This window comes from Shewanella sp. 1180_01 (assembly GCF_052850535.1).
Genome location: NZ_VXCT01000001.1, coordinates 295,682 through 308,953, shown reverse-complemented (window position 1 = coordinate 308,953; position 13,272 = coordinate 295,682). Strand labels below are relative to the sequence as shown.

The window sequence follows — 13,272 nt, the reverse complement described above, 5'->3', positions numbered from 1 at the left end:
AAGCAAAATAGACTAAGACTCGCGGCCTAAACCGCGGCACACAAAACCACAGATTAACAAAGTGATTACGATACTAAGGCAAGCCATTGACGCTGAGAAGGGGCTTGAGTCCAGCTGCATTCGTATTCACAGCCTATGTTTTCATATTGATAGTCTACATTTGTCGCTTAAATCTGATTATTGGCGGGCTTATGGTTTTCGACAGCATTAAACGCTGGATAACGTAAACGCTTAACGCCTGATTAAAATTGCCTAAAGCAAAATGTGAGTCACACTCAATATCGTCAAGATAACCGCCGCAACATGCGATTCAGTTGCTGACACCAATCTTGCCACTCGATCTGTTCGGGCATCGACAGTGCGTTATTGACCCCCAAAGTGGAGCGTAATTTACCACTGTTCAGCACGCTATAACTCGGCCTTTTTGCCAAATTCACGCCGCGGTTTAATGCCTGTTTAGCGTAATCAGCACTGGTAATTGGCTGGATGACCACAGGTTGACTTAACAAATTAAGCGCTAGGGCTTGTCGCTGGATTTCACAGGCAAATTCATACCAACTGCATTGGCCTTGAGCGCTGTAATGAAATACGCCTGAGCGCTGCTGCATGACTAATTGCCAAATCACCTTAGCGAGTGTATCACTCCATGTCGGGCAGCCGATTTGATCGGCTATCACCTGCAAACTTGGCTGAGTACGCATCAAGTTCAGCATGGTGTTGACAAAATTATGCCCATCTTGACCGTAAAGCCATGAGGTGCGCACAATCGTTGCGCAATCACCCAAGACCGCCACTACCTTCTGCTCACCGAGCAACTTACTCTTACCGTAAGCAGACAACGGCTCGGGAGCATCAAGTTCAACAAATGGCCTTGGTAAATGGTTTGGATTTGAATTTGGAGCTAAGTCAGGGTTTTGATGCTGTTCAAAGTCAGCTTCTCTAGCATCACTTACAGCACGTTCAGTTGCATGAGCAATACCGCAAACAGCATGACCACCAAACACATAATCGCTCGACACGTGCAGCAAGCGCGCGCCCGACAGTAAACATTGCTGCGCCAATAACTCAGGGCCGAGTGAATTCACCCGATGCGCTTCGATTGCGTCATGCTCAGCAGCGTCAACCGCATTATAGGCCGCGCAATTGATCACCCAACTGGGTCGATATTGATCAAACACTGCAGCAATATTGGCGGCATCGGTAATATCTAACTGACTGTGACTTAAGGCATAAAGCTTCAGCAGTGCGCCAGTGTTTGTGCTCGAGTTTGCACTTGTGATGCTATTTAGGGCTAACTCGCCAATATCGGCAGCGACTCTCAGTAACGCCTGAGCGAGCTGACTCTTCGCGCCCGTGATTAACACGACTTGCGGGATGTTGGCTTCTGTGGTGCTCGCCTCAGCGCATTGAGTTGGCATAGCCTCAGTGACCACGATTTTCATCACTAATATTATTCACTATGCTTCTATTAATTCAGCATCGTAGCTAAATAAGGGGATCAAATCGGCGACGGTTTCATGACCACGGGCGGCTAAAAAGGCCAAGAGTGCCGAAGGACTGCGATTGAGTAATCGTGAGGGCGGATAAGCCACTTCATCGATGATCGCTTGCGCCCGCGCAAAACCGCCCAAGCTGAAAGCCACATGGGAATCAGAGCCCATAACTAAAATAGTGCCAAATTCCTTGGCCGCTTTAGCAATCGCAGTGCAATTGGCTTCGCTGCCCTTACGGGATACTTCAAAGGAGGAATTGTTAATTTCAAGCGCTACACCGTATTCGGCAGCGGCGCGGGCAACGGCTTCAATATCAATCGGATAGGCGGGGTTTCCCGGATGAGTAATGATATCAACCTTGCCACTCTTAATCGCATTAATCATGGCCTCTGTGTGAGTCGCTTTATCTGACGGCGGATAGACGGGTTCATGGAATCCCGCGAGCACAATATCGAGCTGCTTTAAATAATCACCAAAGAAATCAATCTCGCCGTCGATATTTTTAATATTGGCTTCGATACCACGCAAAATCCCGACGCCATCGACCATACGCGGCAACACTCTTAAATTCACAAAGTGCCAAAAATGCGGCGCATCGGCCATCGCAGGCCCATGATCTGTGGTGGCAAATAAGCGAATCCCCTTCTGTTTTGCCACTGCTAAGTAGTCATGAATCGTGCTATAAGCATGGCTCGAAGCCACAGTATGGGTATGAGTGTCGACTTGGTACTGCATGGTTCACCTCAGTCAAATGATTCAATCAATTTAGAAAAACTGGCCACGATTTAGCTAAAGAGCGATAACAATTCATCGGCGCTTCCTTGCCATGTGCCCTTGCCTTTACCTTCGAGAATACTGTCCGCCAGACTTTGCTTATGCTGCTGCATTTCTTGGATTTTTTCTTCTACTGTGCCTTCGGCAATCAGCTTATAGACAAACACGGGCTTATCTTGGCCGATACGATGGGCTCTGTCCGTTGCCTGCTTTTCCGCCGCTGGATTCCACCAAGGATCATAGTGGATCACAGTATCCGCCGCGGTGAGATTAAGCCCAGTGCCGCCTGCTTTTAAACTGATTAAGAACACAGGCGTATCGCCCTCTTGGAACTTATCTATCTGCGCTTGGCGCAGGCGAGTTTGCCCGGTGAGCTTACTGTAATCGAGCCCTAAGTCCACCAGCTCTGCTTCAATCAGGCTAAGCATGCTAGTGAACTGGCTGAAAATTAATATCTTACGCCCCTCTTGCACCATCTCGGGCAAGTTCTGTTTTAGCCAGTCTAACTTAGCATTACTCTTCACTTTTTGGGCTTGCTCTAACTTCACCAAGCGCGGATCGCAGCAGGCTTGGCGTAGCTTAAGTAAAGCATCGAGAAACTCGATATGGCTGCTAGCAACACCTTGAGAGGCAAACAAATCCCGCAGTTTTTTCTCCATCACCAGTCGAATACTCTCGTAGAGATTTCGCTGATCTTTTTCTAACTCTAAGCTCTGGGAGATTTCGGTTTTAGGGGGTAATTCACCGACCACTTCATCTTTGGTTCGGCGCAGCACAAAAGGCGCAATCCGTTGACTCAAGATTTGCGCTTGTTCCCTATCGCCATAACGTTCAATTTTGTGCCTAAAGGATTTGTTAAAGAAGGCATTCGTGCCGAGTAGTCCGGGCAAACAAAAGTCCATCAAGGACTTAAGTTCACCTAAGTGATTTTCAAGCGGCGTACCCGACAGACACAATCTAAACGGCGCTTTAAGAGCTTTAATCACTTGAGTCACTTTCGCCTGCGCATTTTTAATCTGCTGCGCTTCATCGAGCACGATATGTTCAAACACCTGCCGTTGGTAATAGTCACTGTCGCGCACAATCAGCGGATAGGTCGTCACCACAATATCAAACTCACCTAAGCGCTCGAGCAAAGGCTTACGCAAGGCGCCATGAATCACGACAAGCTTTAACGAAGGTGCAAATTTCGCGGCTTCTTTCGCCCAATTGCCCACTAAACTCGTTGGGCAAATAATGAGGCTCGGTACATGGCTAGCACCCGTCGGTTTTAACGCTTGCTGCTTGAGTAAAAAGGCCAAGGTTTGAATGGTTTTACCTAGACCCATATCATCGGCCAAAATACCGCCAAGCTGATATTCCTTTAAAAAACAGAGCCAATTTAAGCCTTGCTGTTGATACTGGCGTAACTCAGCATGTAAGTTGTCGGGGACTGCAACCTCTAACACACCGTTAAAATTTTCAAGCTTAGTTGCTAAACTGCGTACCCGTTCACCATTAAGCAGACGAATATCGCTGTCGGCAAAATCATTTAATAGGTGGGCACGGTATTTAGGCAAAGACACGCTATTGCCTTTATGGCTGTCGAACAGTTCTAAAATTATGCTGATCAGCGGCTTAATCACGCTAGCTTTAACTTTTAACCAATCGCCATTTGGGCTGGGCAGCAGTAATTCTGCATCATCAGCTGGTTCACCATACAGCTTAAGCCAAGTGGCAATTAACGGCAGCATAGGCACCATTTGGCCATCGATATCGGCATTCAGTGACAGGGAGAACCAGCCCTCTTGGGTATCATCCAGTTCAATCGCCAGCGGAGTATCAATCACATTCAAGCTGAAGTGGTCGGCAAAATGCACTTGGTAGCCCAAGGCCTCTAGCGCCGGGATGTCCTGTTGAATAAAGTGCAACCAAGCATCAATGGTTTCTGGCAGTGACCCTAAACCCCAAATGCTGACATAGCTGCCACTGTTAGGGATAAAAGAAGGCGCCAGCTCCACCAGTTCCAATGCCATTAAACGATTAATCGCATCCATTTCCGCATCGAGTTGACGCGCGACTTGATAGGTTTTGCCTTGATGGGTAACTAAGGACAAGGGCTCGTCGGGATATTGGCCGCCAAGTACCACGTCTTGATAGACAAACTCCAGCAGCACCAGTGGCTGCGCCATAGCAAACTCAGGTAAATCCTGCGAGGTTAAGGTCAAACGGACTTGCAGCGGCACTTGCAGCTCGACAAAATCAATCGATGCGGGCGTAGGTACGGTTTTTGCCGAAAAGTGTTTAATCAGTTTGTGGCTCACCATTTCAATCTGCGAGCTAGGCACTGGCGGCATCTGGCTGAGTAACAAGAGTTTTTCAACGCTGATCTCTGTCTCTAATGCGCCTATCTTAAAATAATCTAAATCGATATAAGTCGGCGGCTCACAGGGGATCAGCTCCCAATTGTCCTTATTGGGCAGCATCAACTGCATCTGTTTATGCTCGGCATCCTTATCCAGCCAAATGAATTCTGGCTTTAACGGTTCACCTCGGGTAAGCGCTAAACGGCTCTCTTCCCAAAAACATCGCCCGGTGACGAGCATTTTTTCCAGCGCCATAGCGCCTAACTGAGCTTTAAGATACAAACGCGAGGCACCGTGGCGACGAGTCGACATGATGAGATTGATGATGAGTACGTCTTCGGCGCCAATCCAAGCGGGCATATAGTATTGCACATCGGATAACGCGATTTTCGAGCCTTTGTTATAGCCGCCCTTCTTCGCCAGCTTGCCTTTTCTTAGTTCAAGGAAAACGCCGTTATCATCTTTGGATAACACGTACAGCACGCGATCGTCATAGAGTAAATCGACATTTGAAACCGTGAGATCATCACTTTCGTCTAGCAAATGTAACCACTGGGCAATACGTTGATCTTCAACGGTTCTATCACTCAGTAAACTGTAAAGCACGGCGGCAATATGCTTGCAATGCCCAGTGGCGGGGCATGAACAGAAGCCATTCATGATCAACTTATGGTTAACACTCACGAGGCGAATATCTTGACGATAGGGCAGGGATTCCGTCCCCATGACGCGACCTTCAATATGACGAAAATCGGCATTCGCTTTGGCGCTCAAGACCCGTCCCTTCATCACATAATCACGGGCGCGCATTAAGGTTGGCGGCGTGAATAATGACTCAATAGTAGTGCGAGTCAATTGGATAGGATCTTGGGGGGACAAGCGATTCATGTAAAAACCTTGAAACTAAAAATATCAATACCTAACAATAGCAAGCCATTGCCGAGCGACATTTATCAATGAGTTGTGTGGGATTGTATTGAAAGCCTTGGCCGAAAGCCAGAATGATAGCCTCTATCGATAAACCCACCCTGCCTGCAAGATTAAGAGAACACACTTATTCGCAGACAGGGGATGGATTTAAACTCGCATAAAGCCATTGATAAATCAGGTGTTAGCCTTGCATTAATCACTAAGCGTTAACGGTTGCAACCAAGGGCTAAACTTTAGCTTTAGCCTTTTGCTTTAGCCTCAGCACTTTTTGTATCAGCAATGTAGCGATCGACCAATGTTTCTAAGATATCCAAGGGCACGGCGCCATTTTTCAGTACCACATCATGGAAGTCTCTGAGATCGAACTTATCTCCTAGGGCCGACTTGGCTTTTTCACGCAGTTCGAGAATTTTCATCATGCCGACTTTATAAGCCGTCGCTTGGCCTGGCATAACGATATAACGCTCAATCTCTGCCGTGACATCACGATCGGACATGCCAGTATTTTTCTTCATATAGTCAATCGCTTGTTCGCGAGTCCAACGGCTATGGTGAATGCCTGTATCCACCACTAGACGTACAGCGCGGAACAACTCTGCCTGCAAACGACCGATATTATCAAAGGGATCCTTTTGAAAACCGAGCTCCCACGCTAAACGTTCGCTATATAAAGCCCAACCTTCAATGTACGCCGTAAAAGGCGCCATCTTACGAATAAGTGGCATACCCTCTAACTCCATCGCCACTGCGATTTGGAAATGATGGCCAGGGATCCCCTCGTGATAGGCTAAAGTGCGCATACCGTATTTAGGCGTGGCCTTGATGTCATATAAATTGGCATAGAAACGCCCTGGACGACTACCGTCAATCGCGGGCTGCTGATAATAGGCACCCGGTGCTGTTTTCTCTTTAAATTCAGGAATGCGCACCACTTCCATGCCCGCTTCGGGTCGAATACGGAAGGCATCACCGAGTCCCGCATTCACTTCATCAAGAATATGTTGATAATCAACCAGAATTTGCGCTCTGCCCGCATCGCTATCTTCGTAGTAAAACTTAGGATCGGCGGCTAATGCTTCAATCGCGACCGAGAAACCTTGGCTTATATCGTAACCTTCAGCGGCTAAGATAGTCATGATCTCGCTCTGAATGCGATCCACCTCTGCCAGCCCTTTGGCATGGATTTCGTCAGCAGTGTAATTAGTGGTCGTAAAGAACTTCAGCAATTGCTCATAGACAAGGTCGCCATTTGGCAACGCCCAGTAACCATCATCCGTCTCCGCTTTGGCTTGTAACTGGGTAAAGTAGTCGATAAATAATTGATACGCTGGATGCACGTAACCTTTAATGTCCGCTTCGGCCGCTGCCAATAACCGTGCTTGTTCATCGGCACTGATATCCGTGTCAGCTAATTTGGTTTTGAATGAACTGTATAGGATATTGTCTTGAATCGGCGTCGCGACAAAATCATTCATCTCGGTCAGTACCTGCTCAATCACAAACTTAGGCGGAATAATCCCTTTAGCTTCACGGATTTTTAAGCCTTCGAGAGTTTGCGCAAACTTAAGTTTCACCTTTTGTAAACGCGACAGATAGTTTTCAGCATCGCCCACCGAGTGAACTTGGTGCTGTGCCTGCATAAAGCTGGGATAACCGTTTTGCACGCCAAACAACTGATTAAGCGGATAGTTATGGTAACGATACGGCTCAGAGACCAATGCGAAATCGGCAAGATATAAGGCAATATCCTTGGAGATACGTTGATTTTCATCTAAATCCGCATCGGAATAGCTCAATAAGGTTTCACGCAGATCTCGCACTTGCGCGAAAGTCTTATCCATCGCCTCTGGACTATCATCATCCAACTCGGCGTTATGGCCTGTAATCCCTACCGATTCTAAGAAGCCCAATGAGGTCAAGGTTTCAGGGCTTTCGAAAGCCATCTTGACCACACTTCGATCTAAGAACGCGCGAAAGAAAAACGGTTTTTTCGCAAACCATTCATGGGCGGCCAGCGCCACTAATAACAGCACTAAGACTAAGCTGCCGAGTCCAATCCGTTTTAGTACTGTTTTCAACGTCATTCTCCATTCTTATTATATTGGGTCTACAGTTATCGCACTGAATCTAAAGCTCAAACACGCTGTTATTTTGCAGACGAGAATATCACCAACACAAATAGGCAACAATTTAATAACGTAACTAAGCGTGACTGAATCCTTTCTCTGGCATACAGGTCGCCTCCCACACTCCACAGACACCTAATAGGTAAACTGTCACTAAGTCGCGACAAACAGACAAAATATTTTTTACGCTCGATAACTTTCAAACTAGCTTTGTATCCAATTGAATATAAACAGTTATAAAGTATAACCCCCCCCAAATCTTTCTATAAGCCTCTCTATAGATGAAAGGTATTTCAAAATAAAGCTATACAAACCCCTAGAGTGTGTTAATCTGCACTCCGGCCTGTGATTCAGACCTATTTATAAGCAATATTATGTATTTGAAAACCTTCGCTACGCCTGTAATATTTTTTGCTGTCATGAAGCTTTCCACTCATAACTTATCATCAATGTAAATAATTCTATTTCTGGCTAACATCCCGCATAATTGCGAATTATTTGTTTGAAAATTTTGGAGACATTCATGTCTAAAACTACTGGTGTAGTTAAATGGTTTAACGAAGATAAAGGTTTTGGTTTTATTTCTCCTGACAATGGTGGCGCTGACGCATTCGTTCATTTCCGCGCAATCGTTTCAGAAGGCTTTAAAACTCTTGCTGAAGGTCAAAAGGTTTCTTTTGATATCGAACAAGGCCAAAAAGGTCCTCAAGCTGCGAACGTAGTTATTCTGTAATTAGACTTTGTCTAATTTAAGTTAACAAGTTCCAGACAAAAATGCCGACATTATGTCGGCATTTTTATATCTGCGTTTTCATCCATCACTACTCAAAAGTTAACCTATTGCCTTTACCATTAGCCATGCAGCAGTTTAGCTTCCGCTTTCTCAAGTCTTCGTGGCTTACCCACTATCAGTAAGATATCCCCTGCACGAAAAACCCAGTCCTGCTCAGGATGTTCCACTTCGGCGCCACTGCGACGAATCGCCCTTAACTCCACCCTCAATGTTTCCCACATGATCTCAGCAACGGTTTTACCAATCGCATCTGCACCACGCGGTAACGCCACCGCATGCAATGACTCTAAGGTGAAATCGGTTTCTGTACCGGAAAAGAAGCCATGCAAAAATTGATAATGATTGCGCCGCTCTGACTCTAAGCGTTTTAAAATGCGCGCCAAAGGCACACCACATTGATGTAACACCTGTGACACTAACATCAGGCTGCCTTCCAAAGATTCTGGGATCACTTGATTGGCACCGGCTTTTTTAAGTAAGTCTAAATCACTGTCGTCTTTAGTTCTGACTAAAATTTTAGCTTCTGGCGCCAATAACTTACATAAGGGTAGAACTTCTTCTAAACTACGCGACTCACAAAAAGTGATGACGATCATCTTGGCCTGCTTAACGCCAATTTGTTTTAACATCGCCCATTTACACACATCACCAAAATAAATAGGTTCGCCAGCACGACGCGCCTCAGAGACACGAGTCGGATCGAGATCCATGACCAGATAAGGTACAGCTTCAGTTTTCAAAAAACGGGCAATGGTCTGCCCGACTCGGCCGTAACCAAAAATCATCACCAGATCATGCTCATCCATCAAGAGTGGCACAGCTTCATCCACATGTTTTGCCTGCCTTATTCCTAACACCCACTTAGCAATATCCACGCTATGGCGAACTAACCACGGGGCTATCGTCATGGAAAGCACGGCGACCATGACTAACATGGTACTGATTTCATTGTCTAAAAGTTGATAGTTAACCGCTAAAGCCAACACCACAAAACTAAATTCGCCCACTTGGGCTAGGCTCATGGCGGTGCTCATGGCAATCCGAAATGGTTCGCCAACCAATCTTAAGATCCCATGAATGATCAGCGCCTTACCTATTACAACGGCCACTAAGATCAACAATATCTGCCACCAGAAACGCATCACTAAGGTAAAATCCAGCATCATGCCGATGGAGATGAAAAACAGCCCCATCAATAGATCGCGAAACGGCCGGATATCCGCCTCAAGTTGGCGACGGTACTGGCTTTCTCCTAGTAGCATACCCGCCATAAATGCCCCCAGCGCCATTGATAATCCCAGCCATTGGGTAAATGCGCCTGTCACTAAGGCCACCACCAGTGTTGATAACACGAAGAGTTCGTTAGAGCGGGAGCGGGCAACTTCGTCAAAAATCCGCGGCAGTGCCCATTTGCCAAAAGCCATCAAGAGGAAAAAGGCCAAAATACCTTTGAGTAAGGCAAAGGCGATATCCGCAAGCATCAAAGGTTCGCCGCCATTGGCCAATAATGGCAATAGGATCAACAGCGGCACAACCGCTAAATCTTGGAATAATAAGACACTGACGGATAGCTCACCATGACGACGACGCAACCATCCTTGCTCATTGAGTAATTTAAGGACGATGGCAGTGGATGATAAGGCAATGGCAGCTCCGATAACCAAGGCTTCTACCCAATTAAGACCACACAACAGGGCCACGCCCATAGTCAACAGGGTCGTTATTACCATCTGTGCACTGCCTAAACCAAATACGGTACGGCGCATGGCCCACAGCCGCGGCACAGAGAACTCTAAGCCTAAGGTAAACATCAGTAGCACTACCCCAAGTTCAGCGACAGATTGCATTTGATGCTGGGTAAACCAATGAAAACCGCTCGGCCCACTCACTACACCAGTGAGTAAATAAGCCAGAATTGCGGGTAAGCCCAAACGGCGCAGCACAGCAATAGCCACAATGGCAATCACTAGCATAAGTAGTACTTGGATTAAGAAGCTATGTTCCATTGGGGCTATGACTCCTGTCAAAATGCTGACGTGTCAAAAAAACTAACGCTGAGTTTTAAGCTTAACTGAATGACTAACAAAGACAAATTTTATTAACAAATATTACGGCACGGTATTTGCTTAAACTAGGTAAGAGATGTATCGCACTAACATTTGCTGGAGTGATGATTATGGACTTTGGCCTAGCGACCGAGCTATATCCCGACGAATATCGCTATCAAACGGAACATTATAGTCCCAATGATAATCCATTGGACTTGGTACAAGTGATCCAACAACTGCACGCCAGTTTAGATCCAAGGACAGTCTTTGCCTGCTATGGCAAAGTGCTGGGACAACACTTGCCGATCCAAGGTGTGCGCTTAAGTTATGGCGAACATAAATTAAGCTGGGGCAAACGTTATGGTATCAGCGTCAAACGACAGCTCATATGTGCAGGTATGCCGCTGACGATTAAGTACCAGTTATTGACGCCACTGACGCCATCGCAAACCTCGAACCTGAAAGAGATTGAGCCGCTGTTATTGCAACCGTTATTAAATGCGATGCAATACCAAGAAATGTCAATGCAAGCTATGTTTGACTCGCTCACAGGTTTAGGTCATCACCATTACTATAGTCAAAGTCTCAGCAATGCGACCGCCAGAGCCCATAGAAAACAAGGTTCTGTCGCTCTCATAGTGCTCGATTTAGATAACTTTAAACAGCTAAATGATAAATTCGGCCATAAATGTGGTGATTATATTCTGAAGGAATTTGGCGACATCATTCGTGCGACCATACGTAATACGGATCAAGCATTCCGTATCGGCGGTGACGAATTCGTTATTATTGTCCAAGGTAATATTCATGCGGCAGGCTTATTGTGCGAACGGATTGTCTCAGCCATCAATCAGCACAGTAGTTTCACTCAGTTTGGAGTGAGCTGTAGTCTAGGTGCGGCAGAATCACACGATACCATTGAAGCCGAACAACTTTATGAACTTGCCGATAAGGCACTATATCAAGCCAAAGCAGCCGGGCGTAACTGCTATAAACTCAGCCAAAATCAATTAGTTTAGACGCGCAGGGATGCCAAATGAAATGCGATAACAAACTCGCAGCGCGTAATCTGTGAAGGTTCAAAACGAAAGGAAAGTTACTATCTCAATGTAGATCTCAAGGAAGATTCGAATCAAACTGACGTGCTGCGACCTACTCTTTCTTACTTTGCTGCTTTCCTACTAAAAAGAATAACACTGCAACCACTCACAAAAACTCCAGCGACAACTCCCAACCCCTTGCTTCGCCAACCGCCACTTATAAAACGCTTAAACAAGCACTTAAATAGAAATTTGAGAGACCTGCAAACCTAGTCCATTCGACTCAAGAATAAAGCTTTTTTCAACCCAGAGCCCAATCGCCATCACCAGTTGCTCGTTATAGAACACGAAACCGACCTTTTCACGTACCCAAGGCGGAACGCCAAACTCTTGCCACAGTTTCTTTAATTCTCGGCCCTTGCCACGGGAATGGGGATGACAGCGACATTGCCCCGCAAGTTGATAACGCACACTCACCACTTCATCTGGCCGAGGAAAGCGAGCTCTAGGCCCTTGTCTAGAGGCACTGAGACGTATCGTCTCACCACAAGTAACACCAGCAGGTTTCACGTCTAATTGAGTCACATCCAATTGAGTAACGTCTGATTGAGTCACGTCCAATTGAGTGATATGGCCCTGCACTAACGGATTTAGAAGCTGCGAAGGAAATGTCCAGCTAGCAGGCTTAACATGACGCGGACGGGCTTGATACTTAAATAAATACATTTGATTGGCAAAGCGGCGGATTTCACATTCACCGACACGAATATGCACTTTGGCATCATCTTTCGCGGTTAAAAGCTGAGTGATGATCTGATTAAGCTGCACCTTTGAGGGCAAGGCAAAACCTTGTGATTCGATAAAACCCCGCAACAGTAGCGCTTGCCAGTCGGCTGACTGCTCGGCAAAACCATCGAGCTTGAATACACTTTGAGTATGGTAAGGCGCTTGAGTTAACCATAAAGGTAAACGTTCACTCACCTGTAAATCCAACGTTGCCTGTTGCTCAGCGCACAATGCCGCGCTGCGACTCGCGGTTGTCGCAATACTCGGCCAGCGCGCTTTCAAGCTTGGAATGATTTCTAAACGTAAAAAATTACGATCGTACTTATCGTCTTGATTACTTTCATCTTCGATATGCACTAAGCCTTGCTGTTTCGCGTAGGCTTCAATTTGCTCACGGCTAATATCCAATAACGGCCGCAGTTGTCTGCCTTGTGCTAATGCTTGTACTTGCCCCATGGCCGCTAGCCCTTTTGGGCCCTGACCACGCTTGAGCGCCAGCAGAATAGTTTCCAGCTGATCATCTTCATGATGGGCCGTCAGCAACACATCATTTGCACTTAAATGCCGTTCAATCGCTTGATAACGGACTTTTCGTGCTTCTGCTTCAAGGCTTAATCTGGGTCCGCGATTAACTGTCACTCGCTCAACCGTCACGGGCAAACCATAATGCTGACCGCGCTCAAGACAATGCTGCGCCCAAACCTCAGCGTTGTCGCTTAGGCCATGGTGCACATACACCAGTTGATAGCTAAACTCGGGATATTGCCGCGCAAACTGACTTAAGCCAAAGGCCAAAACTTCGGAATCAACCCCGCCACTGTAAGCCAGCACTAACTTGCAGTCAGGCGCTAACGACTGCGCCGTCAAAAAAGCACTAATATGCATGCTGAGATCGCCAACTGCCAATGGCTCGTCAAGCTTAGCCGACATAAGTTAA

The 13,272-nt window shown here is 46.5% G+C and carries 8 protein-coding genes; 2 read left to right on the top strand and 6 right to left on the bottom strand.

Translation table 11 applies throughout. The features are described 5' to 3' along the window. Window positions 1-284: 284 nt before the first annotated feature. The 4 genes from FW758_RS01370 to FW758_RS01355 form a co-directional block, all read right to left on the bottom strand. The gene (locus FW758_RS01370) at window positions 285-1,442 is read right to left on the bottom strand and encodes an SDR family oxidoreductase (RefSeq protein ID WP_446444540.1); all 1,158 of its coding nucleotides are present in this window, start codon (window positions 1,440-1,442) and stop codon (window positions 285-287) included. 15 nt (window positions 1,443-1,457) lie between these two features. Next, the gene (locus FW758_RS01365) at window positions 1,458-2,228 is read right to left on the bottom strand and encodes a PHP domain-containing protein (RefSeq protein WP_446444427.1); all 771 of its coding nucleotides are present in this window, start codon (window positions 2,226-2,228) and stop codon (window positions 1,458-1,460) included. A gap of 50 nt (window positions 2,229-2,278) precedes the next feature. Further along, a complete protein-coding gene (locus FW758_RS01360) occupies window positions 2,279-5,500 on the bottom strand; it encodes a DEAD/DEAH box helicase (RefSeq protein WP_446444426.1) in 3,222 nt (1,073 codons plus the stop codon). A 281-nt stretch (window positions 5,501-5,781) separates the two neighbouring features. Continuing rightward, window positions 5,782-7,626 carry a DUF885 domain-containing protein gene (locus FW758_RS01355; RefSeq protein ID WP_446444425.1) on the bottom strand — a complete coding sequence of 615 codons (1,845 nt, stop codon included), beginning with the start codon at window positions 7,624-7,626 and terminating at the stop codon, window positions 5,782-5,784. 565 nt (window positions 7,627-8,191) lie between these two features. Here FW758_RS01355 and cspE point away from each other — a divergent pair. Further along, window positions 8,192-8,401, top strand: a complete 210-nt coding sequence (gene cspE / locus FW758_RS01350; protein WP_006080998.1) for a transcription antiterminator/RNA stability regulator CspE — start codon at window positions 8,192-8,194, stop codon at window positions 8,399-8,401. Window positions 8,402-8,520: 119 nt separating this feature from the next. On the opposite strand, the gene FW758_RS01345 is transcribed toward cspE, so the two are convergent. Continuing rightward, entirely contained in the window at window positions 8,521-10,467 is a 1,947-nt protein-coding gene (locus FW758_RS01345; protein ID WP_446444424.1) for a monovalent cation:proton antiporter-2 (CPA2) family protein, read from the bottom strand. 170 nt (window positions 10,468-10,637) lie between these two features. On the opposite strand from FW758_RS01345, the gene dgcS reads away from it, so the two are divergent. After that, entirely contained in the window at window positions 10,638-11,528 is an 891-nt protein-coding gene (gene dgcS, locus FW758_RS01340; protein WP_446444423.1) for a diguanylate cyclase DgcS, read from the top strand. 261 nt (window positions 11,529-11,789) lie between these two features. Here the strand turns inward: dgcS and tilS are convergent, their stop codons facing one another. After that, window positions 11,790-13,265, bottom strand: coding sequence for a tRNA lysidine(34) synthetase TilS (gene tilS / locus FW758_RS01335; protein WP_446444422.1), 1,476 nt, complete (start codon window positions 13,263-13,265; stop codon window positions 11,790-11,792). Window positions 13,266-13,272: the final 7 nt, after the last annotated feature.

Bases quoted from the DNA above. Each gene is read 5' to 3' on its own strand.
- FW758_RS01370 (WP_446444540.1), bottom strand. From the start codon at position 1,442: ATGAAAATCGTGGTCACTGAGGCTATGCCAACTCAATGCGCTGAGGCG.
- FW758_RS01365 (WP_446444427.1), bottom strand. From the start codon at position 2,228: ATGCAGTACCAAGTCGACACTCATACCCATACTGTGGCTTCGAGCCAT.
- FW758_RS01360 (WP_446444426.1), bottom strand. From the start codon at position 5,500: ATGAATCGCTTGTCCCCCCAAGATCCTATCCAATTGACTCGCACTACT.
- FW758_RS01355 (WP_446444425.1), bottom strand. From the start codon at position 7,626: ATGACGTTGAAAACAGTACTAAAACGGATTGGACTCGGCAGCTTAGTC.
- cspE (WP_006080998.1), top strand. From the start codon at position 8,192: ATGTCTAAAACTACTGGTGTAGTTAAATGGTTTAACGAAGATAAAGGT.
- FW758_RS01345 (WP_446444424.1), bottom strand. From the start codon at position 10,467: ATGGAACATAGCTTCTTAATCCAAGTACTACTTATGCTAGTGATTGCC.
- dgcS (WP_446444423.1), top strand. From the start codon at position 10,638: ATGGACTTTGGCCTAGCGACCGAGCTATATCCCGACGAATATCGCTAT.
- tilS (WP_446444422.1), bottom strand. From the start codon at position 13,265: ATGTCGGCTAAGCTTGACGAGCCATTGGCAGTTGGCGATCTCAGCATG.